Raw genomic sequence first — 23824 nt, 5'->3', positions numbered from 1 at the left:
GATTCGGGTTTATTGCTGAATCGTGAGAATGACCAGGAAAGTTTCCTCGCCATTGATAATTTTCAGATCATGAAGCCCCGGATAAAGCAGGTCCAGCCTCCGGCGGACATTCTGGATGCCGATGCCGGGCTTGCGTGCCACACCGTTCAGGGACGCCTTGTTGTTCTCCACTTTGATGACGGTGACCGTCGGCTGAATGTCGACACTGATCTTCACCCACGCGTGTTGCAACTCCTCGCTTGCGCCGTGTTTAAAACTGTTCTCCACGAACGGCAACAAAATGAGCGGCGCGATCTTGCGGTCGTTCAATTCGCCGTTCACCCGCACGTCGATATCCAGTTTGTCGCCGTGCCGCATTTGTTCAATGTGGATGTAGTTGTGAATGAACTTGAGTTCTTTGCTGAGCAGCACGTGTTCGCTGGTGCACTCATACAGCATGTAGTTGATCAACTCCGAAAGTTTCAACACGGTATCGGGCGCCTTGTCCGATTTTTTCAACGTCAGTGCATAAAGATTATTGAGCGTGTTGAACAGGAAATGCGGATGGATCTGTGTCTTCAAAAATTTCAACTCCGCTTCCAGTTTCTCCTTCGTCAGAATTTGCTGTGCCTGTTGGTTGGCATACCAATATTTTAGCAGCTTGATGGCCACGGCAAAAAATGTGACCGGGTAGATCGACGCCACCATCTTCACGATCTTGGCAAAATAAAAGAACGGATCGTTGAGCGCTTCCGGGTAATAATATGGATAGTCAAAGTTGAACGCGACATACCGCTGAACGATCCCTGCGAGGAAAGAAGAGCCGACAAGCCAGATAAAGAACATCCCGTATTTTCCCGGCAGCAAATAACGCGGCAGCAGGAAGTACAATGTGAAATAGGTGAAGATGATCTTTACCGGCAGATACTCCAGTTCTTCAATAAAATTCTGTTTGTACGTATCGGCAAAGCTACCGTACAACACAGCGTAAAAGACCACATGACAAACCCAGAATAAGAGGTGTTGTAAAATGCGGTTCTGCAGCAGCCAATCGAGTCTCCGTTTTAGCAAGGCGTTTGCTTTAAAAGTATGATCAAATCACGGTCATCCGGACAGTGGATTGCGTGGGTAAAAATACGGGAAACAAAGGGGATGTACTTCCGGGGTGCCCCGAGGGCCGTCTCTCCCGGACCAACTTCGCTCATCGCCCCCTGAATGACTCAGTACCCATCGGCGGTGTCGTCGCCGCGGGGGTCCGCGCCGCCTTCGAGTTTACCATTGGGGAGTACCAGGATGGCATCTACACGGCCGATTCCGCCACGCCCCCGGAAAAAGTGGCCCATCTTTACCAAGGTAAGACTGTCGTCCGAAAGCATGGCATTGCGTTCGATCGAGATGGTGTCGGGGAGCCATTGACTGTGGAACCGCTTGGCGGCCACGGCTTCCTGCATGGTCATGCGATGGTCGAGCACGTCGACAATGATTTGAAAGACTGAGGTGATGATCGTTGTGCCACCGGGTGTGCCGACGACCATGAAAAGTTTTCCATCTTTTTCAACGATAGTGGGTGTCATGGAGCTAAGCATGCGTTTGCCAGGCTCGATCTTGTTGGCTTCGCCGCCGATGGCACCATACATGTTGGGCACGCCCGGTTTGATGCTGAAGTCGTCCATCTCATCGTTGAGCAGAAAGCCTGCACCGCCGACCACCACTTTAGAGCCATAGCTGTCGTTGAGCGTGGTCGTTACCGACACCGCATTGCCCTGTGCATCGACGATGGAAAGGTGCGTGGTCTGCTCGGATTCTACCGTAGCGATCATGCCTTCTTTTATTTTGCCGCTGGGTGTGGCATGTTCGGGATCGTAGTCGCGCATGCGCTGATCGATGTAGAGTTTGTCGGTAAGCCGGCCCACAGGCACGTTGTAGAAATCCGGGTCGCCCAGGTATACGGAGCGATCCGCATAGGCACGTCGTTCTGCTTCGGTCATCAGGTGGATCGTCTTAGCCGTGTTATGCCCCCAGTCGTTGATGGGGTAGGGCTCCACCGATTTGAGGAGTTGCAACAATGCCACCCCACCGCTGGACGGCGGTGGCATAGAGATGATCTTGTAGTCTTTATACGTCCCCGTGAGGGGCGTGCGCCAGATGGCCTTGTAGCCTTTCAGGTCGTCGTGTGTGATGAGGCCGCCACCGCGTTTCATTTCGGCCACGATGCTGTCGGCCGTGGGGCCTTCATAGAAACCGGCTGCGCCAAGGTCGCGGATGCGTTCCAGGGTGTGGCCCAGGTCCGTGAGGACCAGGCTGTCGCCAGCCTGCCAGTTGTCCTTCAGAAAAAACAAAGGAGGTCTGGAGTTGTTTTCCTTTAAGTCCTGTTGGATGGAGTTCAGACCGTGCGCTTCTTTTGGGGTGAGGACAAACCCATTCAACGCAAGAGCAATCGCAGGTTCGACCAGTTCTTTCCAGGGGAGCTTGCCGTATTTGGCATGCGCGGCGATGAGACCGGCAACCGTTCCAGGCACGCCGTGCGAGCGGTGTCCTTTCGAGCTAAGGCCATTGATGATGTTGCCACTCTCGTCCAGGTACATGGTGGTGGCTGCCGAGCCGGGCGCCATTTCGCGATAGTCGAGTGCAGCCAACGCGCCGTCGTGTTCGCGTAGCAACAAGAAGCCGCCACCGCCCAGGTTGCCGGCAGCAGGGTAGACCACGGCCAGCGCAAGTTGGGTAGCAATGGCGGCGTCAACGGCATGGCCGCCCTTGCGCAAAATAGCGGTGCCGATTTGGGCCGCCAAAGGGTGAGCACAGACCACCATAGCGGAGTCGGTGACGCGTCCGTTTATGCTTTCCTTTCGAGTTGCCGGATTACAGGCAACCAGTGTTATGGCAAGTAAAAGCGGAAATACGCGATTCATCATTGGGGCTATTGGTTTAGTCGTTATAAAAGTATTAATTCCAGAGAAACTTTATAAAAAACTTATTAAGCATAGTACATGAGCCTGCGAAAAGAAAAGGCCGCTCGATTGAAGGTGCACGTGCTTGACCACACCTTGAGATTAATAGGCAGAAAATCATTTGACGATTTGTATGTGGAAGATATTTGTGCGAAGGTGAAGATCTCAAAAGTTACCTTGTTCAAATACTTCCCTCAAAAGGAAGATATCCTCTTATACTATTTCCGCGTTTGGTGCCTCACCCGTTCAGTGGAGCTGGCCCAGAAACCCAAGGAAGGCTTGGTAGGGATCTATTACCTATTTGATAAACTGAGTGAAGGCTGCGAAGAACACCCCGGTCTTTGGCTGAGCCTGATGGGATACCTGTCGGATTTCAAACGCCCACCCAAACCCTTTCCCGTGAAGCCGGAAGAAAAGAAGCTGCTTTTCCCGGAGATCACCAATATCACTTCCGTCGAGATCATGTCGACCGACCAGATGTTTGAGAAATTTACGCTGGAGGCCATTTTCCGGAAGGAGATCACCAAATTTATTCACACCCGCGAGATCACCAATCTCATCATGTCTGTATTCATCGGGGGCATCGTAATGGCGCACCTGGGGCAGCAGAGTCCGCTAAAGCCGTTTTTTCGGAAGAATGTGGACCTTTTGATGAAGGGAATTGCGTGATTTTTAACTCCTCGCCACTTTAACGAAGCCGGCGGTTCTCCGAAGCCTTAACGGTGAGGGCTTTGCCCGCCGAAGCTTTAGCGATTAGGGGGCTTTGCCCGCCGAAGCTTTAGCGAAGGAGGGCTAACTTTTCATTCTAATGGTTTTGGTGCGCTTGGTATGGCGGTCCTTTTTACGGTCGTACCAACGGTGGTGATATTTGGGCTTTACCACGGAAGTGGTTGATCCGGACTTGGGGCTGCAGGCAGACATACAAAGGGTGAGTGTGACGAAAAAAAGTAGGAATAGTCTTCTCATGGATTCCAAATCGCCTAAAAATACCACTTTTTGCATTACGGGTGCGATAACTCTTTTGAGAAACGGTTCATTAATTTTTGCCGTATAACTACCTTTGATATAACCTACTATTGATCGTATGAAACAGATCTTGTCTAGTCTGTGTGTTTTCATATGGGCCGTCACCCTGTGCCAGGCCCAGGACTCCAAAGAATTTGATGCCGGGGTGGCCCAATTCCGCAACAAGGAATACCAGGAGGTGATCGACAAATTTTCCGCCCTGCTCGCAAAGCCTTCCCACGATAAACGCTTCGACGAGGACCTCTATTTCTATCGCGGCCAATCTTATTTCCACGTCGACAAATACAGTGAGTCGCTGAGCGACCTGGACCACTGCCTCACGCTCAACCCCTATAATAAAGGCGTAATTTACTGGTATAAAGCCCGCTGCTCCGATAAACTCGGCAAGAAAACAGAGGCCATATCCCTCTACAAAGACGCCCTCGACGCTGCCCAAAACAACAAAAAGACCACCGCCCGCATCCTGGCCGACCGAGCCCAATTCCTGGCCCGCAACGGCGACAAGGCAGGCGCCGACCAGGACCTGGCCCAGGCCAAGCTGCTGGATCCTTCCAACCCCGAAGTGGCCGGCACCACGCTGGCCAGTACCCCCGCATCATCCCGTAACGCTGGCGAGGACCGCAAAACGCAGGTGATCGTGAAGAACAATGCGCAAAACAAAAAGACAGAGACACCCGCGGTAAAAGGCCAGCAGCAAGCCGCGCAGCCTGTCTCACAGCCGGCGACCCAGCCCTATCAGCCCGCGGCCAATGCGGAAGTAGTGTCGGCCATCGCGGCCACGTATAAAGATGAAAAACGCTATGCGCTGGTGATCGGCAACAGCAACTATAACAAAGACATCGGCATCCTCAAGAACCCCGTGAACGACGCCACCGATGTGGCGACTGAATTGAGACGGTCAAATTTTGAGGTGCAACTGCTGACCAACGCCACCTACGTGCAATTGCGCGAGGCGATGCGCAAGTTTCATGAAAAGCTCACCAACGGACCGCGCGATCAAACGGTAGGCTTGTTCTACTACGCCGGCCATGGCGTGCAATACCAGGACGAGAACTACCTGGTGCCAATCGACGCCGATGTGAAATTTGAGGACGACATCGCCCGCATGTGTTTCCCTGTGCAACGCATGGTGCTGGCCAACATGGAGCGCTCCAACTCGCGCATGAACATCGTGATCCTGGATGCCTGTCGCAACAACCCGTTCCCCGCCACTTCGCGATCCATTGGCTCGGGCCTGGGCGAAATGAAGCGGGCCCGTGGCTCGTTCATAGCCTACGCCACGGCGCCAGGCTCCGTGGCCTCCGATGGCGACGGCCGCAACGGCCTCTACACGCAGGAGCTTCTGAAAGCCCTGAAGAAACCGAGCCTCACCATCGAGCAAGTGTTTAAGGACGTGCGCATGAATGTGCTCCGCCTGTCGGGCGACAAGCAGTACACGTGGGACAGTTCGAATATCATTGGAGAATTTTATTTCAAGCTGCAATAAGCCGGAGTTGTAGGAGCCCGCGGGCGTATAGCAGTGCGCGTATATAGTTTGCTTTAATCAAAACCCCCTCTGTATGAATCATGCAAGTAGATTCGTGTGCACATGCCTTTTGGCAGGATGCGCGCTTTCTCTTTCGGCCCAGGATGAAGGTGCCATTGTAAAACGTGAACGGATCGACAAAAGCAAAGGTATCTTTCTCAATTTCGGCCCCTCTTTCACCCTGGGGAAAAACATCGGTGATTACAGCACAGGGTTCAACGTCGAGCTGGGTTTTCTGAAAAGATTGAACCGCGTCCTCTCCGTCGGCCCCTCGGTTTCCTATCAAAGTTTTATGTACGATCCGGAGGTGACCACAGCAAAAAGCGGTGATGCCTACATTGGTAACGGCGACCCTAACGGATGGCGCACCAAGTACGCATTTCCTTCGCTTTCATACGACTACGGCTACGTGCTCAACCTGGAAGGCGGCGACCTCAGCCTTACGTCGCTATCGGTGAATGTGAAATTGAATTTCATCCCGGTGAAGGACAACACAAAGATCTCAGCCTATGGTTTTGTGAAACCCTTTGTCAGTATATCCTCGCGCAAAGCGGTGCATGGTTCCGATAAACGTTATACCTATGAGATCTACGAAGACAATCAAAACACCGCAAGCACGGCGGACGATATCCTGTACTACAATCTTGGCGACAACACCTGGTACCCCGATGGGTACAACAGCAAATGGGGACCGGAAAATTATGATGCTTTGAAATCGGAAACGAAAGTAACCGGTGGCGTCTTTATCGGCCCGGGGATAGAGGTGATGCCCACCAAGTCGTTTTCGTTTTTTTTGCAGGCTGCGTTTGGCTATACGTTTCCGGTGTCGTTTGTCAGTACACAATCGTATGCCAAAACGACCACAGCTTACGGGGACGAAAAATTCCCAATGGTCAACAAAGGATTTCCGTCGATCAACGTACAGCTCGGGGCCTCTTATAATTTCTGAGATCGAAGGATACGTGAAATGTGACGCGCGATGAAAACCGGGAGACTCACCATCATTTTATTTCTAACGCTGGGGCTGATGCACCCTGCTTCGGCCCAATTCAAGCTCTACGAGAAAGGCCACGACAGCTACACGTCAGGCCAATATGCCGACGCCATCAAGAATTTTTCGGAATACCTTGGCAAGTCCACCCGCGACAAGTCGATGGATGGCGAGGTGTATTACCTGCGCGCGCTTTCTTACTATAAGACCAACGATTTCAAAAACGCCATCGCCGATTTTGAGGAGGCTGTTTTGCTCGACCATCCCAATAAAGGCAACATCTATTGGTTTGTGGCCAAAAGCTGCGACAAGACCGGCGACACCAAAGAGGCCGTGGGTGCCTACACGAGTGCGCTCCGCGAGTTGGATGCCAATGCCGAAACGAAAGCGAAGTTGCTCTACGAACGCAGCCAGATGTACACCAAGCTTGGGCAAATTCCGTTGGCCATTGCCGATCTCAGGAGCGGGGCCGCCCTGCAACCCAACAACGCCGACATCCGGCGCGACCTGGAGAAACTGGACAAGCAAAGTGTTGCGGGCCGGAACACCGCGGAGGGTGGAGTAGCCGCCAATCAAACGACCAATACCGCGGGGGTGAAGAAAGACGCTGGGGTTAAAAAGGACGAGTCTGTAAAAAAAGAACCCGTGGTGGCGAAAAAGGACGAAGCCGCACTACCCCCTGTCACACCCCAGGTGACCCAGGAAAAAGTGGTGGTGCCACCCCCGGTAGTGGCAACACCCTCGATCGCCGATTTTTACAAAGATGAAAAACGGTATGCGCTCGTGATCGGCAACGGCAATTATCCCAAGAGCATCGGCGTTTTGAAAAATCCCGTGAACGACGCAACCGATTTCGCCAAGGAGCTGCAGAACTCCAACTTCGAGGTGCAATTACTCACCAATGCCACCTATGGACAAATGCGTGCCGCCATGCTCCGGTTCAAAGAGAAGGTAGACGCCGGCGACCGCGACAAAACCGTGTCGTTGTTCTACTATGCCGGTCACGGTCTGCAGCGCGACGACGAAAACTACCTGGTGCCCATCGATGCCATGATAGAGTTCGAGGACGATATCGCCCGCTATTGCTTTCCCGTCCAGCGCATGGTCCTGACCAACATGGAACGCTCCAACTCCCGGATGAACATCGTGATCCTGGATGCTTGCCGCAACAACCCATTTCCCGCCTTGAGCCGCTCGCTGGGGGAGCAGGGCCTCATGGAGATGCGGCGCGCCCGCGGGTCGTTCATCGCCTATGCCACCGCCCCGGGGTCCATCGCCTCGGACGGGCCAGGCCGCAATGGACTGTATACCCAGGAACTGCTTAAAGCCATGCGCAAACCCGGGCTAACCATCGAGCAGGTTTTCAAGGAAGTGCGTCAAAGTGTGCTCCGGCTTTCGGCCAACAAACAGAACACGTGGGATAGCTCTAACATTATCGGCGAATTCTATTTTAAATTCCCCGAGACGCGATAAGCCGTTCATGGATTTTTTGCAAAGCCACAAAAAATGGTCTTACCTTTACACTAATCCTACCGGGAGATGGCGATCCGGGTATTTTTGAACCCCCTCGGCATAAATAGCTTTAACGCATATGAAAACATTCGAAACACTTTCCCAGGCCATCAACGCCTTGAAAGGGGCGGGGTATGTCAATGATTTCAACCTTCACCCGGAGTGGATCGAATGTGCACCCCTGAATGTCAAGTTCCGGCCCGAAGAGTTTCATGTCGATGAAGTACATCGCTTCGAAGGCATGACCAACCCCGACGACAGCGCCGTGCTGTATGCGGTCTCGTCCACTTCCGGGGCAAAAGGGCTGCTGGTGGATGCCTATGGCGTATATGCGGAGTCCATTAGCGCCGATATGATAAAGAAGTTGCAGATTGATCGTGGGACCTATCAATAGGCCTAGAAAACGAAAAACGGTAGCCTTGCGACTACCGCTTTCTCTGGGCCTTAATAATTCAGAGCGAATCAGAACAACGGTTTACTTTAATGCGTTATATAGAAGGTGCAGTGAATCATCACATGCTGTACATCTAACCGCGTCGGTTGAAAAAGGTTATATTTTTTAAACAAAGTTCCCAAAAACTTTTGGTAGCGGAAAACAAACCCTTTTAGCGGTGCGTCAAAACAATTTCGAATTCAAATCATGATGGAAGACATAGTATTGGATCTAAACAAAAAATTCTCGCTAGAGGAATACGCCCAGTTGAAACGTTCGCAAACCACGGTGTATAAAAATAATCTGAAGCAAACCCTCGGCAACCTCAAAGGCCGCCACACGATCAAAGTCCTCGACGACGACTACCTTTTCTCGCTGGCTGCCTCCCGGGCAAACTACTCGATGATGCAGATGGTCAATGAATACCGGGAACTCATCTTCAAGCAAAACAACACCAAAGACGACCAGAAGCAAACCTCGTTGCTCCAACAAAAGAAGCTCGAGCTGCGTCGTAAAATGCTGGAAGCCTTGTTTGGCGCCTATGTTCTTTTCTACGGCGTCGATAAAAGCACCATCGCTTTGAATCCCGAGATCCTCAACGCCATCATCGGCGGCTAGGGTTAAGGGATTTTGGTTAGGAACGCGTCGATGTATTCCGCGATCTCTCCATGAAATTCCTCCAGGGCAAAATGCCCCGTGTTCAACAAATGGACCTCGGCGTCAGGAAGGTCGCGTAAGTAGGCCAGTGCTCCCTTTTCGGTAAAGAACTGATCATTCTTTCCCCACGCAATCAGCGCCGGTGGCCGGTGTTCCCGGAGATATTGATGCCAGGCCGGGTATTGTTTGAGATTGTTCCGGTAGTCGTATAACAAATCCAATTGGATCGCGTCATTTCCCGGACGGTCCAGGAAATACTGATCATGAAGATACGCATCCGGGCTGATCTTTGACGGATCTTCCACCCCATCAAAATATTGAAACTTCGTTCCATCCAACGTGAGGGCGCCACGCATCGCATTTTCAGTTTCCTCATTCCGGTTGGCCCAAAAACGTTTGCCATCATCGATCGCCGGCCCCAGGCCTTCTTCATAGGCATTGCCATTTTGAAGGATCAGGGCGCGGATCAGTTCCGGCCGCCGCACGGCGATGCGATAGCCCACGGGAGCACCGTAGTCCTGCATATACAGAGCAAAGCGGGTAAGCTTCAATGCATCGATAAATTTCTCCATGACTACCGACAGATTGTCGAACGTATAGGCAAAGCGTTCGCGGGCCGGCATGTCGCTGTTGCCAAAGCCGGGGTAGTCAGGGGCGATGATGTGATAGCGATCGCCCAGGTCGCGGATCAGGTCGCGATACATGTGCGAGGACGAAGGAAAGCCATGCAACAATAGAAGGGTAGGGAGGTTGGGATCTCCGGCTTCGCGGTAAAAAACGGAGATTCCGTCAATGACAATGGTTTTATAATGAAGGGTTGACATAATTTATGAGGGATAGGAAAGCGCCCTGGAACAACCCAAGGCGCTTTGGGTAGAACAAAAAATACAGGTCTTAATATGCTGCGGTGAACCGCTGGCGAACGAACCGGTTGTTCTCCAACTCGTCGACGATGGCCACGCTGAGATCTTCCACCGAAAGCCGGCTCTCGCCCTTGGCGTCGAACACAGGCTGGTTAGTGTTGGTACGGTATTTTCCCGTGCGGCCGTCTTTGATGCCAGGGTGCATCAGGATGGCCGGACTCAGGAAGGTCCAGTCCAGTTGGTCTTCTTTTTTGAGGATGTTCAGATAATCGCGGGCGGCCTGGGCGCCGGCTTTGTATTCGGCAGGAAATTCAGGAGTATCCACTAGTTGCACACCGGGCGCCACTTCGAGGCTACCCGCCCCACCAACTGTCAGCAGACGCTTCACGCCCGATTTTTTCACGCCCCGTTGAATGGCTTGTGAGCCCTCGAGGAACTCGTTGTAAATGTTCGGATTTCCCCATCCCGGATTGTAAGCCCCGACCACGGCGTCGTGACCTTTTACAAGGGCGGCTACTTCCTCGTCGCGGAGGATATCACCTTTTTTTAGGGTGAGGTGGGGATGCACCGTAGTGATTTTTTCGGGATGACGCACAATGGCCGTCACCGTGTGCCCGCGCTGCAGGGCCTCTGTCAACACGTGTGAGCCAACAAATCCGGAAGCGCCGATCAATGCAATTTTCATAAAGTTGAGTTTTAGTTGTGGATTTTTGTTTATTGTAATAATTATTGTTACAGTTTTGTTCAAAAAAAATTCAGGCAAATTTCCGGGCAAAATCGGCCAGGGTTGTCTTCCCGAGCTTTTTTACGACCACGTCCTCCGCGTCGGCATAGAGGGCGTCGAGGTGTTTGTTGATCTGTTTGCCCACCACGCACGAAGGGTTGGGCGAGTTTTTGGCCGTCCCCAGCAGTGGAGCTTGCCGCACGGCCTGGTAAACATCCGAGAGGCGGATCTGGCGGGCGGGTTTGGCCAGCGCATAACCACCGGCTTTTCCTTCCTTGCTTTCTACCAACCCATGCTTTTTCAGGTTGCTGATCTCCTTGCGCACCAGCACCGGGTTGATGTTGATGCTGCCGGCGATATAGTCCGATGTCAAAAGCTCGTCCGAAAGCATCTCCAGCAGGGTCAGGATGTGGAGGGAGATCGAAAAGCGGCCGTTGGTCATACTGTAATGTTATTTATTACAGTACAAGGTAAGGGTTTATTTGGTTCCAGAAGTTGAAATATTTTTTTTAAGCAAGTCAGGATTAGCAATCTTAGCGTGTTGGGGCGGATAGCATCCGATGCCAGGTAGTAGGGTTCAGTTGCTTCTATGAAACCAGTTTGGCTTCGTGAGGAGGTAGGCAGTATATTTAAAAAAATATACTGATAATCAGTTGGTTGATGACCTGTCACCTGCTGTTTTTTGGGGAATTGATAAATTTAGCCCATTTTTAATGCAGATAGGTAATGCCAAGTCATAGGGCTGAATCACAAATTCAGCCCTTTTTTTATGCAATTTTTTTTAGATGAAAGCGGGGACCTTGGGTGGACTTTCGCATGTTGAACGACTCAAACCTCCTTCAATTGCTCCACGATCTGTTCGCAGATCCGATGGGTGAGCAGGAAATCAGGGGGAGGTGCTTGATGCGATGTGCCGGATCTTAGGGCCTGTAAAAAATGATCAACAGCATGGTCAAAGCCGCGTTTTCGTAATGTAGGTTCCCAATCGTCGCGCACCAGCCGTGTTTCGTTCCGGTCGCGATAGAGGGTGACATCGGTTAAATTAACCACAACCCGTTTCTCCTCGGGACTAGCGACCTCCAACCGTTCTTCCACCGTGCCGCTGTCGCGGTTCATGATCCCGATCGCCGTAGTGCCATCAGCAGCAACGAACTGCACAACGACGTGATACAAAAGCTCGTCTTTCTTTTTGCCGTTGACGATCATTTTCTCAATCGAATGAGGAAACAAAAAGAGCAGCGTATCGACAACGTGGATAAAGTCATCAAAAACAAATGTACGGACCTCTCCAGGCAAAGCACTCCGGTTCTTTTGCAGGACGATGAGGTTTGGATGCTGGAGCATGCTGGCATATTGATACGCCGGCGCAAACCTCCGGTTGAACCCGACATGAAGCTGTAGCTTGTTCCTTCGCGCTAACCCGATCAGTTTTTCCGCGGAAGCGTAATGGTACGTAAGCGGTTTGTCAACATAAACATGAATGTTATGCGACAAGAGCTGCTCCACAATAGCCTCATGCGCTGATGTAGCCGTATGCACGAAGACACCCGTAACACCGGTTTGAATGAGCGATTCCACCGAACGATGCAAATGACTGAGCCGGTATTGCGCACCGATCTGCAGGAGCCGTACTTCATCCCGCGTGCAGAGGTGAACCTCAACGTCGCGGGTGCAGATCACCGGCAGATAGGCCTTTAGCGCAATGTCCCCCAGCCCGATAATTCCTATTTTTAACATGGCTACTGTGTACGCTGTTTGGATAACCGTGCATAGAGCAGTTTCGCCTTGTCGATCCGCAAGGCATTTTCCTGTTCCATTTCCGCGGGATGAAGAGATGCTTTATTCAAGGCAATGAACCGTTGATTCAGCTCCCCGGAGCGATCGATCATACTTTTTAATTTTTTCAGAACCTCCGGAAGATCGTTTTGACTGAAGGCCGCCGTGTTCACTTGCTTCTCGATGCGCTGGTAGTCCAGGTACAACACCCGGATGTCGGCCATGAGCCGGTAGTGCTCAAATTCGTCTTTGTTTTTTGATGGCTGAAGTTCGCGAAGCCAGCGGGCTGCTGTCGAGGCACTGTCCAGCACGTTTTGGATCGACAGGGTCGTTGGTGCCTGCACGTCGCCTTGTTGTATTTCGTAGGGCGCCGTTCGTAGCGCCTTCCAAAATTGAAGGGACTGCTCTTTGGTGAAACCATAGGTCTCGCTTCCGTATTTTTGAACGAACGCAGTAATATCCAGGGGAGCCGTTGATTTCAGACTTTCGGCGTACGCGGCCAGCAATATCGAGAAACCCGTGAGTGGGTAAACGTGGCGGATGGCATAGAGGTCGATGATATCGTTGCTGCTCTCAAAAACCGATGAATAGATGCCGGAAGTCGACCAGGAGGTCATCACCATTCCCGTGTATCCTAATTTCCGGGCTGCCGGAACAAAGTCGCGGATGTTCTTAAAATGTTTTTCCCATTGCGTCAAAAAGTAATTGTCGGGATGACTGCGCAGGGAAGGGGAGCCCCAGATCTCAAAACCACTCTCCATCAGCTTTTGATGGTCGCCGAAACGGTTCATGTCCCATCCGTAGTTCCAATCGATAAACAACGTCTGTGGGGGCAACGACTTTAAAGCCTCGGGATATTTCAACGCGATGTCGGCCCAAAGCACCGGGCGTTTCCCCAACCGGATCACCAACTCCGCCAGCATCTTGATGTGATCGATATAGAGCTTGGATTTTCCTTCCTTCTCGGCCTTCAAGCGGCATTGATCGCAATGCCCCAGCAAATAGGTTTCGTCGCCGCCGATATGAAAATACTTGGAGGGATGTGTGGCAACAAGTTCGGTAAACAGGTCGTTGAACAGCTCGCGGTTCAAATCCTCCTTTAGTGGGCAAACCTGCGAATAGTCTTTCTGATCTTCGCGCAGGTCTTTGTAGCGTGGGTTACGCAAAATGTACTCCACGTGACCAAAGCTTTGCTGCAGGGGGATCACGTCGATCCCGAGGCCCTGACAATAGCGTATAAAACCCGTAACTTCTTCCTTACTATAGGCATACCGGTTGGCGATCATCGGATGCTTCTCGAAAGGATACGTGCCTTCCCATTCCATGACCAATGTGTTGATGCCGCTGCGACTCAGCCGTAAGGCCAAATCACGCAACGCCTGAGGGGTCATTACCTGGATGCGCAGATCCAGGTGAAAACCCTTTACGACAAAGTCATTGCTCTTGGTCTGCTGGGCAGATCCGTGCGAGATACACACGAGGAGAAGAAAGGCGGATAAAATTTTTCTCATGATCAAAAGGTTTTTTACATACCGCGATGACGCGCGCGCACGATCAGCTTCCGGCGAATGTAATAATTTGCAAAACAAAATCAGCGAAGGATTACGTAAACGCGAGCGACTGAAACACCGGAGAATGAAAGAAGGTTGCGGTGTGTGCGTGTGCTTCTCCGGGACGGCTAGTAGGGACTTTTTTTGTCCGACTGGCTGCGGTCCACCAGATACCGGATAGCCTCTTCCTGTGTTTCGAAAGGTTGAAAGGTTCTTCCGAACAGGATGTTGTATCCCTGCAGAATGATCCGCTTGGTCGTCGATAGCCCGACGAACGCGACCTTCTCCAACAAAGGCATCACCGCGCCAGACTCTTTCTCGGCATGTCGCATAAACGTGGGGGTAACGTAGGTGCGGTCGTTGAAGATGGCCATGGCCAGCACCGGTTCGGAACGGGTCTGGATCAATTCCCTGAACTTCGTGGCGAGTTGCATCATCTGAGCCTCATTACATCCCGTATAGTCGACCACGAGAATCTCATCAGCATCCTGGCGAAGGGTGTAAATGTGGGGCATGGGAGTTAGGCGAAATCGTGCGAAAGATAACGACTATCTGTCAGCAGCAAAATGTTCGTGTTGTCTCTGTCGGGTAGCTTAACAAACGTATATTTTAAATGGGTGTGGCACCTTCATGCCGCGGCCAAATTGAGCTACCCTATTGGCAATCAGTACAATACGGCTTCTTGACTCAGGATAACCGGGTTAAACTTTTTTGATCGGTCTGTCATCTTAAAGGCTCAAGGATATCAACTAATCACACAGATATGTTTAAGAACTACTTTACGATTGGCTGGCGAAACATTATCAGAACCAAAGGATATTCATTTATTAACATCTGTGGGCTCGCCATCGGCATGACCGTTGCCATCCTGATTGGCCTATGGGTTTTTGATGAATTGAATTATAACAAGTCATTCAAAAACCATGATCGCCTGGGGCAGCTTTATCATCATGTAACGTTCGGAGAAGAGATCCTGACCATCAATGATGTTCCCGCGCCGATCGGTGAGGCATTAAAAAACAACTACGCCGAGTTTGAAGACGCCGCCATGGCCTCCTGGCCGCGAGAACATATTGTTGCCTATAATAATGAAACAAAATTGTCAAAAACAGGTCTTTTTGTTGAGCCTCAGTTTGTCAGCATGTTTTCCATTCAGATGACGGACGGCACCGCCGCGTTAACCGATATTCACTCCATCCTCCTATCCAGAACACTGGCAGCTTCTTTGTTTGATGACTCGCCCGTTGGTAAAATGATAAAGTTCGATAATCGCGATCTGCTTGTGGTCACGGGTGTATTCGAAGATTTTCCAACGAACTCTGAATTCGCAGATATAAAAATGCTGTTGCCCTTGGGATATTACTTCACGATCAGTGACACGAATCGGAAGGCCTTGAACAACTGGGAAAGCTATGCATTTCAGTGTTTCGTGCTCTTAAAAAATGAGACGCTGTTCGATCAGGTTGAACCCAAAATAAAACATGTCCTCTATGAAAAAGCTTCGAACGACGGGAAATCTATCAAACCCCAGGGAATTATATTTCCCATGAAAAAATGGCATCTCTATGGCGTATTTAAGGATGGCATTAACGTGGGTGGCCAAATCAAGTTTGTATGGATGTTTGGCATCATCGGAATTTTTGTTCTGCTATTGGCCTGCATAAATTTCACAAACCTCAGCACCGCCCGAAGCGAAAAACGCTCGAAAGAAGTTGGGGTCCGGAAAGTAATGGGCTCTGCACGCAACCAGTTGGTGGCCCAGTTCCTGAGCGAGTCGCTCTTGATGGTAACGATTAGTTTTTTATGGGCACTGGCCATGGCGGCCTTTTCACTGCCGTGGTTCAATACATTGGCGGACAAAAAAATGGCTATCCCGTGGAGGGATCCAAATTTCATTTTAATATCCCTGGCGTTCATCATGATCACCGGTTTTCTTGCAGGAAGCTACCCGGCATTGTATCTATCTTCTTTCAGCCCCGTCAAGGTTCTGAAAGGCACGTTTAAAACAAGCCGTTTTGCTGCTTTGCCGCGAAAGGTCATGGTGATATTCCAGTTCACCACGTCCATTGTGCTCATCATTAGTACGATGGTTGTGTTTCTTCAAATTCAACATGCAAAAGACCGGCCGGTTGGCTTCGACCGGAAAGGTATTCTCCATATTGCCATCCGCACCGACGAACTGGCAAAGGCAAACTACAACTCCCTGCGCAACGAATTCCTTTCGTCGGGCGCCGTTGAAAATATGGCCATGTCCGATTTCCCCATCACGGGTGGGATGGCTGCCGTTGCATCCTTAACCTGGGAAGTAAAAGACCCGGCCTTACGACCCTTGGTGGCCCTGAACAGTTGCAGTCACGACTTTCCAAAAACAAATGGTTTCCAATTCGTTGAGGGCCGTGACTTTTCACGCGAATTCAGTGCGGATTCTTCTGCGGTGATCATAAATGAAATGGCGGCAAAACTCATCTCAGCGAAAAATGTCATTGGCAAAAAGCTGTCCTTTAATGGACGCGAAAGAGAGATCATCGGTGTCATAAAAGACCAGATACGTTGGACTCCTTTTACAAAGCAATCACCACATGTATACTTTGTCAGTTATGCAAGCAGCGCCTATATAACGATCCGCTTGAATGCCCAGGTTGGGACGCATGAAGCCTTGCAAAAGATCGAGTCGGTCATAAAGAAGTTCGATGCGGGAGCTCTCTTTGAATACAAATTTCAGGATGAAGATTACGCGCGCCTGTTCAACAGCGAGGAACGCATTGGCAAGTTGGCCACCGTATTTGCTATTCTCACAATTTTTATCAGCTGCCTGGGCATTTTTGGATTAGCCACCTTTGCCGCCAGCCAACGCACCAAAGAAATAGGCATTCGTAAAGTGTTGGGGGCATCCGTATTCAACTTGTGGAGAATGCTTTCCGCCGATTTTATGCGTCTTGTTGGGGTGGCCATTTTATTGGGTGCACCGCTAGCCTACTATTTAGCCACCCAATGGCTGGAGCAATATGAATATCGTGTGGAAATATCATGGCTAATTTTTGTTGTAACGAGCATCCTTGTTGTATTAATAACGTTATTCACGGTGAGTTATCAGACGCTCAAAGCGGCGTTGGCCAATCCAATGAATAGCTTGAGAACGGAATAAGCAGGAAATAACGATTCAAGGAACGCATAAGCCATACCCCCGGATCACCATGGAAAATAAAAAAATACCGACGCCCTACGAATGGGCTGGAGGTGTCGGAGTCTTTGAAAAACTGACCGAAGTGTTTTATGTCAAAGTCTTAAAAGACGACCTGCTCGAAAAAGTTTTTAGACACATGTCGCCCGAGCACTCCAAACACGTGGCCCACTTTATCGCCGAAGTTCTCAAGGGACCGAAATTCTACAGCGAAGAAATCGGCGACGACGCCTTGAAGCACATGGTGGGCAAGCACATCGGAAAGATGCTGACGGAGCCGCAGCGCAAAAAATGGATGCAATTGCTCCTGGAAAGTGCGGATGAAATTGGATTACCCGACGATCCCGAGTTCAGGTCGACATTTGTCGCCCACCTGGAGTGGGGGACCCGCATCGCCATAAGCAATTCACAGCTCTCGGAGAACCCCGTCACGAAAGAAGATCATATTCCGGAATGGGGGTGGGGTGAGGTCAAAGGACCTTATGAAATTGTTGGATCGTTGTTTCGAAAGAAAGAGCAATAATGCCCTTTGCTGTTTGCCCGCCGAAGCTTGAGCGAAGGACGGCGGTTAAATTTGAATAGCCACCTACAATTTGATTTTGGCATATTGCCATAAAAGATGTCGCAAACCTTCCTTGAAAAGCGCAGCAAGAGCATCGATTAATCACTTATTAACTTCTTATTAATTGCACGGACATACCTTTAAGGTCACGAGTTGATTTTTATGCTATCGTAACCTTAAAATTGGAACAGATGAAACAAATCGTTAGGAAGGAAGGGGTGGTTCGATGCCAGCACCTGGTTGGATTGGCTTTGATCACCATGGTCTTTATTTCCGCTGTATCAAACTCTGTACGAAGATCCTATTACTTTGATGAAAAAGGCATCTCCAGGGAAGTCCTCGAAAATTACCTCGACAAATCCATCACCATGGCGTTTTTCCTCGTGCCCGAAAAACCCGAAGGCAAACGGGTCTATCCCTATCACGACGATGACCTGCGCATGATCCAAAACATCGGCGCCAAATTTATAGGCCGCGCCATCTACCGCTGGGGAGAAGAAAGTCTCTTGAATGATCCAAACTTCTGGAAGAAGGCGCGCACCATCATTGACACCCTGCACCACACCGATCCCGAGATCATTTTCCAAGGGTGCCTGTTCGAAATCATAACCGAAGATGTGGATCATGTGAAAATACCGTCCTGGGTTTTTAAAGATCATCAGTTGCCCGTCGTCGAGCGTAATTTTTCATATCGATCCATGCTCAACACAGCTGGAAAAGGCGTCGACCATTGGAGAAAGGGGAGTAGCGTACCCGACATCAGCCGCCCGGAAACCCAACTGTGGTTCTACTACCTGGCCGCATCCTACATCAACATCGGCTGCGAGGCTTTTCACCTGGGACAAGTGGAACTGATGGGCATGAACGACCCGGACCGGAAGGCCTGGGCCACCCTGCTGTCGGACATCCGGCGCTATGCAGCGAAACACGCCCGCCGGCATTGGGTGTTGCTCGATGCCCACGTGCCGAAAGGCGATATGATCAAGGATGGTGTCAGCCTCATCGATTTTAATTCCTTTCCGCTACGGATAAAAGCCATCCCGGAAAAACCGTACGAAGGAAAACTGGAAGCCGGTCACCTGGATGCGCTCTACAACAAAAGTAAAGGATGCCTTTCGCCGAGCGGATGGCAAACCAAAAGCCTGCCTTACCTGGTTGAATTCGACAATTTTGGAAGAAGCGACAAAACCAACGTAGCCGATACTGCCTCACACTTTATCTGGGGATGGGATGAGATCTCCTGGTTCTCTTTGCAGCCCGAAGCCGATAGAAATCAATGGCTGAAGTATGCCCATCAATGGATCAAAAAGAATGATCCCAATGGCCACCTGGAGATGCCGGGGTGCCGGATGCTTTCTTGTCCGAACGAGACATTCGGTAGCTATCGGGCGAATCAGAAAAGCAAATCATGCCCGGTGGGCTATTCACAAGAGGAAACGATCAAGGCCCTTTGGGCGTCGGATTAGGATGGAGTGATCCGCTCGTTGGGGATAAACACTCGTCCCGGAAATGAACATGAGCGACGCAACATCGAACAAGACAGCGCCCTGAATACACGGATTTTGTCGTTTCACGGGCTGGCACGATATTCAAACAAGGACCGGTAACTGATTCCATCCAAAACCTATGTTCAAAGCTATCTTCTCCACTGCCTTGCGCCACCTTGCCAAAAACAAAGTGCCGGCATTCCTCAACGTGACGGGCCTCACCATCGGCCTGGCCACCTGCCTGGTCATCGCCATCTGGGCCGAACGAGAACTGACCTTCGATAATTTCCATCCGAACGCCAACGCCAAGTTTCGCATCTGGAATCGCTTTAAGAGTGAAGCCGAAACCTTCTCCCAGGCACCCTCGGGAGTGGCCTTGGGGGCACACCTGCCCAAAGAAATTGCCGACATCGCCAGCGCCTGCCGCGTGTTCCGGGCCAACTTTAAAATCCGCTACAACACAGAAGTACACTTCGAACAACAGGGCATTTTTGCCGACTCCACCTTCTTCTCATTCTTCAATTTTCCCATCATCGGCGGCTCGACGCACCAACTCCTGCGCACACCCGACCAGGTGGTGTTTACGCGCTCGAAGGCCATTGCCTATTTCGGAAGTGTTGAAAATGCCCTCGACAAGACCGTGCTGATGGACGACGAGCCCTACACGGTGGCGGCCGTCGCCGAAGATCCCCCGGTCAACTCGCACATTCAGTTCGACTTCGTGGTTCCCTATGTGACCATGCATGCCTATGCCCTCAAGAACTGGAAAAACGATATCGACAACCAGTGGGTAGGAGGATGGCCCCACACCTACATCGAGATCCACGATCCGTCGAAGTGGAAGACCGTAGAGAGCAAGGTCAATGAAGTGGTGGCCGAACATTCAAAAAAGGACTGGGCCGACAACAAAATGTCTTACCAATATTTTCTCCAACCCATCCAGGACATCCACCTCCGTTCCCACCATCGCTACGACTCCGCCAACAACGGCGACATGATGACCGTGCGCGTCTTCATTGCCGTGGCCATCCTCGTGTTGCTGCTCGCCTGTTTCAACTATATTAACCTCACCACCGCCACGTCGGTGAACCGCGCGAAAGAGATCTCGCTGCGCAAGGTGGCCGGGGCAAGCAAAGCAAACCTGATGCGCCAGTTCTTTCTCGAAACGTTTGTCACCACGCTGCTGGCCGTCGTGCTGGGTGTCGCGTTGGCACAGGTGGTGTTGCCGTACTTTTCGTGGTGGATGGGGCAACCGTATCACTTGCCATTTGATGCCACCAACCTGTTGGCATTGGGCGCTTTTGTGCTGATCGTCACGTTGCTGTCGGGCATCTATCCGGCCATTGTGCTGTCGTCGTTCCAACCCATGGCGGCCCTGCGCGGTAAATTTTTTAGCAGCCAAGGAGGGCAAACGTTCCGCAAGGCACTGGTCATCGTGCAGTTCGTCATCTCCACCGTGCTACTCATTTCTATCCTCACCGTGAACCGCCAAATGCAATTTATCGCCAGCACGCCCCTGGGCTATGAAGGCCATGGCGTGATCACCGTCGACTTCAACGGTGACGATGCCGTGAAAAAGAAATATCAGACCCTGCGCGATGCCCTGCTCTCCGTCCCCTACATCGAGCAAACCAGCCTGCACAACGCCACCGTAGTAGGAGGACTCGGCAACGGATGGATCAACACCCGCGACAACAACGACAAAGAAGTGACCACGAGCATCTACCAAATGAGCGTAGACCCCGACTACTTCGATACCTACAAAATGAACTTCATAGCCGGCCGCGCCTTCCAACGCGCCACAGCCGACTCATCAAAAGCCGTCATCGTCAATGAAGCCGCCGTGCGAAACCTCGGCTGGGGCACACCCGAAAACGCCCTCGGCAAACCTTTTGGTGGTGGCGATAACATCCGCTACGTCATCGGCGTGGTCCGGGACTTCCACTTCGAAGACCTCCACATGTCTGTCCAACCCCTGCTCATGGGCTACGCCAAGAGCGGCAGCAGCATGTCCCTCCGCGTGAAGACAGCCAACATTCAAGACGCCATAAAACACCTCCAAACCGTGTGGACCATGCTTGTCGCGGACGTGCCGCTCCACTACGCGTTTGTTGACGATTCGCTTGAACAACAATATGCCACCGAACGCAAGATGCAAACCGTGTTCTATGTTTTTGCCAGCCTGTCGTTTTTCATTGCTTGCCTCGGGCTGTTTGGTCTCTCCACCTTCATGATCCGCCAACGCCTGCAAGAGATCAGCATCCGCAAAGTGCTGGGCGCACCGGTGGCCGGAATTGTGGTGTTGCTTACAAAGGATTTTTCAAAGCTCGTGCTGGTGTCGGTGCTGATTGCCGGGCCGGTAGGGTGGATGTTGATGAGGGAGTGGTTGGAGACGTTTACGTATCACACGGATGTGGGGTGGATTGTGCTGGGCATAGCGCTAGTGGTGCCGTTGTTGATTTCGGTGCTGACGATAAGTGCGCAGGCGATCAAGGCGGCGTTGGTGAATCCGGCGAAGATTTTGAGGGCGGAGTAAAAAATCGGGATGGGGTTGCCACTGCAGATTTCACCAAAATTATGCTGCTTGGTTACGTTCACAGGCTCGGTGAGGTCAAAGAACTTAGCTCGATTTGGATATTTCGTAGCCCCACATTAAAAGTGATTCTGTTATTTGTGACAACTCATTTCCCTCCTGGCTTGTGTACAAAGAATTTGGACATTGAGTTATAAGGCAGAAGAGAGCAAGAAATTTAGAAAATTTCAAGACTCATTCGCTCCCTCAAATGCGATCATCCTTTTGAATTTGGTGCATTGCATGAAACGCGTGAACCTCCAGCTATTTTAAAATAAATTCATAAGCGGGTGTTGTCGCCAATACTCGTTCCCCGCTTTCAAGGGATAGATAAAATTTTAAAGAAACTGCTCCGGCAGTCGTTGAGACTTCCAATTCTTCGAGCGGAATGAACAGCCTAAAGTTACTAAATCTGGATTGCGCGTACCGCGGGGTGAATTCGCTGCCGGTAACAACATTTCCTTGCTTGGAGTCAAATTTGCCATCCTGGTCATCCTTTATTGGGGAACCATCTTCGTATTGGAAATTTGCGAAGATTTTGCAGGTTGCTCCTTGCAAACGATTTATTTCGAATGTCGCATAGATCATGATTCCATTTCTCCCTTTCCATTGAAAAGCATAGTTTGGTGTACAGCCCAATATTCGTCCGCCTTCTAAACTGGCCCACAATGAAGGACTAGTAAAAGGCACATCTATTTCGCCATTTAATGGAGTTGTATCGTTGGGATCATTATATTCATTGGTTTCGGGGCGATGGGCGGGGGCTGGGGGCACTTCCAGTAATTGAGATTGATTTACTGGAACCCAAGCCGCAGAATTACATTTTTCTCCAACTTTAACAGTATGATTGCATTTACATACTTTCTTAACACCATCAGCTGTTATGACGTTGCCTATGTTTAAATAGTGCGTACTTCCGTCCTTTACAAATGGACATTGACCATATGCTATTTGTGCTAATGAGAAACAGGCAACGATTAATAAGGTTTTCATAATTTTTGTCAAGTTAAGATGTTAAGATGGCCCTATACAAAAGCCAACACTAGAACCAAAAACTGCAAATAGGACTTCGATCTGATCAGTTGGATTTTTGAAAGGCCTTTGGCGTTTGTCAGACAACGCACGAACTCCTAGTGGTCGCGTGGCATTATCTGAATTATAGGCTGAGCCTTGACCGTCTCCCGGCTAATAGGATCGGGCACATAAAACTGAGCCCCGGCGCCCGCAAAAGTCAAAATGGAATCCGGCCAGGGTGGCCCGCTTAAGATGCCGTTCTTATCTATCAAGTCGTTGTGGCGTACGCACGCATAGAAGGAGATCCCGACGGCTGAGAAAAGCCGACGCCTACGACGAAGCGCCATGGTATTATCATAGGTCCCTGTGCCCCAAGGAGGATCGATCTCAGGGTTGACGTCCCTTGAATCGCGCAGCCGGAGGTAGTCACCCTTTAGGCCTCCAAGTGCTTCTAGAAAATCCACGCCGTCGTAGACATGAATCTCACTGATATGGCAGTGGGTCGTGTCTACCAGCAAGGTGATACTTTCAAGTTGGGGTGACCTTGCGCCGAAGGTTGCGTGCGTACTGGGGATGGAGATGTGGCACCAAGTGCCAAGCTCAACGTCGGCATAAACCAGGGGCAAGTCGTCAACCTGGCGGCCGACTGGAGCCTTGAACCGCAAAACCGTTCCCCAGCCCACAACGGTAGAGCTGGCGATTGCTCCGAGCGATTCGATGTGAAGTGATGTGCCATGAGCGAAGACTGAATATTGCATAATATGTCCCTCCTTAACTGTAGCCGCGATGGACTTGGCGGAAGCTTAATGGATAGTCCGTCAGAGCCATGCATGTATTAATGACTTTCAAATAATCACATGATCGGGATTCCAGGTGGGCTATGCGATCATTCACATCCTCTGAAGAAGATTTCGCGGCGGATGGGATCAGGAGGGGCAAGGAACCTTCTTAACCAATTTAAATAATCAGTGGATCATTGTCAACAATGGAGTTGACGATCGCTCTTTAAGTTCGGTCGGTCTGT

General features: G+C 50.8%; 19 protein-coding genes. 10 read left to right on the top strand and 9 right to left on the bottom strand.

Annotation, left to right across the window (positions count from 1 at the left end):
* Nucleotides 1–9: 9 nt before the first annotated feature.
* Nucleotides 10–1050 carry a sensor histidine kinase gene (locus tag BUB30_RS03115; RefSeq protein ID WP_073130972.1) on the bottom strand — a complete coding sequence of 347 codons (1041 nt, stop codon included), beginning with the start codon at nt 1048–1050 and terminating at the stop codon, nt 10–12.
* 149 nt (nt 1051–1199) lie between these two features.
* Nucleotides 1200–2891, bottom strand: coding sequence for a gamma-glutamyltransferase (gene ggt / locus BUB30_RS03110; protein WP_073130971.1), 1692 nt, complete (start codon nt 2889–2891; stop codon nt 1200–1202).
* Between the two features lie 75 nt (nt 2892–2966).
* Here ggt and BUB30_RS03105 point away from each other — a divergent pair, with 75 nt between their 5' ends.
* The 6 genes from BUB30_RS03105 to BUB30_RS03080 all read left to right on the top strand — a co-directional run bounded on the left by BUB30_RS03105 (nt 2967) and on the right by BUB30_RS03080 (nt 9032).
* A complete protein-coding gene (locus tag BUB30_RS03105) occupies nt 2967–3596 on the top strand; it encodes a TetR/AcrR family transcriptional regulator (RefSeq protein WP_073130969.1) in 630 nt (209 codons plus the stop codon).
* 415 nt (nt 3597–4011) lie between these two features.
* Entirely contained in the window at nt 4012–5439 is a 1428-nt protein-coding gene (locus tag BUB30_RS03100) for a caspase family protein (protein WP_073130967.1), read from the top strand.
* Between the two features lie 73 nt (nt 5440–5512).
* Nucleotides 5513–6427 (top strand): hypothetical protein, encoded by a 915-nt coding sequence (locus tag BUB30_RS03095; protein WP_073130965.1) that lies wholly within the window; start codon nt 5513–5515, stop codon nt 6425–6427.
* A 30-nt stretch (nt 6428–6457) separates the two neighbouring features.
* Entirely contained in the window at nt 6458–7942 is a 1485-nt protein-coding gene (locus BUB30_RS03090) for a caspase family protein (protein WP_073130963.1), read from the top strand.
* Nucleotides 7943–8060: 118 nt separating this feature from the next.
* Nucleotides 8061–8375: a phosphoribosylpyrophosphate synthetase gene (locus BUB30_RS03085; RefSeq protein WP_073130962.1), complete on the top strand. Its 315-nt coding sequence runs from the start codon at nt 8061–8063 to the stop codon at nt 8373–8375.
* Nucleotides 8376–8621: 246 nt separating this feature from the next.
* On the top strand, nt 8622–9032 hold the full coding sequence (locus BUB30_RS03080) for a hypothetical protein (protein ID WP_073130960.1): 411 nt from the start codon (nt 8622–8624) through the stop codon (nt 9030–9032).
* A gap of 2 nt (nt 9033–9034) precedes the next feature.
* Here the strand turns inward: BUB30_RS03080 and BUB30_RS03075 are convergent, their stop codons facing one another.
* The 6 genes from BUB30_RS03075 to BUB30_RS03050 all read right to left on the bottom strand — a co-directional run bounded on the left by BUB30_RS03075 (nt 9035) and on the right by BUB30_RS03050 (nt 14499).
* Nucleotides 9035–9895: an alpha/beta fold hydrolase gene (locus BUB30_RS03075; protein ID WP_073130958.1), complete on the bottom strand. Its 861-nt coding sequence runs from the start codon at nt 9893–9895 to the stop codon at nt 9035–9037.
* A gap of 70 nt (nt 9896–9965) precedes the next feature.
* Entirely contained in the window at nt 9966–10619 is a 654-nt protein-coding gene (locus BUB30_RS03070; RefSeq protein WP_073130956.1) for an NAD(P)-dependent oxidoreductase, read from the bottom strand.
* Nucleotides 10620–10689: 70 nt separating this feature from the next.
* Nucleotides 10690–11100: an RrF2 family transcriptional regulator gene (locus BUB30_RS03065; RefSeq protein ID WP_073130954.1), complete on the bottom strand. Its 411-nt coding sequence runs from the start codon at nt 11098–11100 to the stop codon at nt 10690–10692.
* Between the two features lie 386 nt (nt 11101–11486).
* The gene (locus BUB30_RS03060; protein WP_073130953.1) at nt 11487–12395 is read right to left on the bottom strand and encodes a Gfo/Idh/MocA family protein; all 909 of its coding nucleotides are present in this window, start codon (nt 12393–12395) and stop codon (nt 11487–11489) included.
* A gap of 2 nt (nt 12396–12397) precedes the next feature.
* Complete coding sequence (locus BUB30_RS03055) at nt 12398–13945, bottom strand: family 20 glycosylhydrolase (RefSeq protein ID WP_073130951.1); 1548 nt, start codon at nt 13943–13945, stop codon at nt 12398–12400.
* A 167-nt stretch (nt 13946–14112) separates the two neighbouring features.
* Nucleotides 14113–14499, bottom strand: a complete 387-nt coding sequence (locus BUB30_RS03050) for a hypothetical protein (RefSeq protein ID WP_073130950.1) — start codon at nt 14497–14499, stop codon at nt 14113–14115.
* 248 nt (nt 14500–14747) lie between these two features.
* Here BUB30_RS03050 and BUB30_RS03045 point away from each other — a divergent pair, with 248 nt between their 5' ends.
* The 4 genes from BUB30_RS03045 (at nt 14748) to BUB30_RS03030 (ending at nt 21750) form a co-directional block, all read left to right on the top strand.
* The gene (locus BUB30_RS03045) at nt 14748–17129 is read left to right on the top strand and encodes an ABC transporter permease (protein WP_073130948.1); all 2382 of its coding nucleotides are present in this window, start codon (nt 14748–14750) and stop codon (nt 17127–17129) included.
* Between the two features lie 49 nt (nt 17130–17178).
* Nucleotides 17179–17688: a group II truncated hemoglobin gene (locus BUB30_RS03040; protein ID WP_073130946.1), complete on the top strand. Its 510-nt coding sequence runs from the start codon at nt 17179–17181 to the stop codon at nt 17686–17688.
* Nucleotides 17689–17918: 230 nt separating this feature from the next.
* The gene (locus tag BUB30_RS03035) at nt 17919–19193 is read left to right on the top strand and encodes a hypothetical protein (RefSeq protein WP_221408659.1); all 1275 of its coding nucleotides are present in this window, start codon (nt 17919–17921) and stop codon (nt 19191–19193) included.
* 160 nt (nt 19194–19353) lie between these two features.
* Nucleotides 19354–21750 carry an ABC transporter permease gene (locus tag BUB30_RS03030; protein WP_073130944.1) on the top strand — a complete coding sequence of 799 codons (2397 nt, stop codon included), beginning with the start codon at nt 19354–19356 and terminating at the stop codon, nt 21748–21750.
* Nucleotides 21751–22050: 300 nt separating this feature from the next.
* Here BUB30_RS03030 and BUB30_RS34770 read toward each other — a convergent pair whose 3' ends face one another.
* A complete protein-coding gene (locus tag BUB30_RS34770; protein ID WP_143164740.1) occupies nt 22051–22779 on the bottom strand; it encodes a hypothetical protein in 729 nt (242 codons plus the stop codon).
* Between the last annotated feature and the right edge of the window lie 1045 nt (nt 22780–23824).

The sequence above is a fragment of the Chryseolinea serpens genome (assembly GCF_900129725.1).
Lineage (GTDB): Bacteria > Bacteroidota > Bacteroidia > Cytophagales > Cyclobacteriaceae > Chryseolinea > Chryseolinea serpens.
The sequence above is the reverse complement of the archived record's forward strand: the minus strand, read 5'-3'. Positions and strand labels throughout refer to the sequence as shown.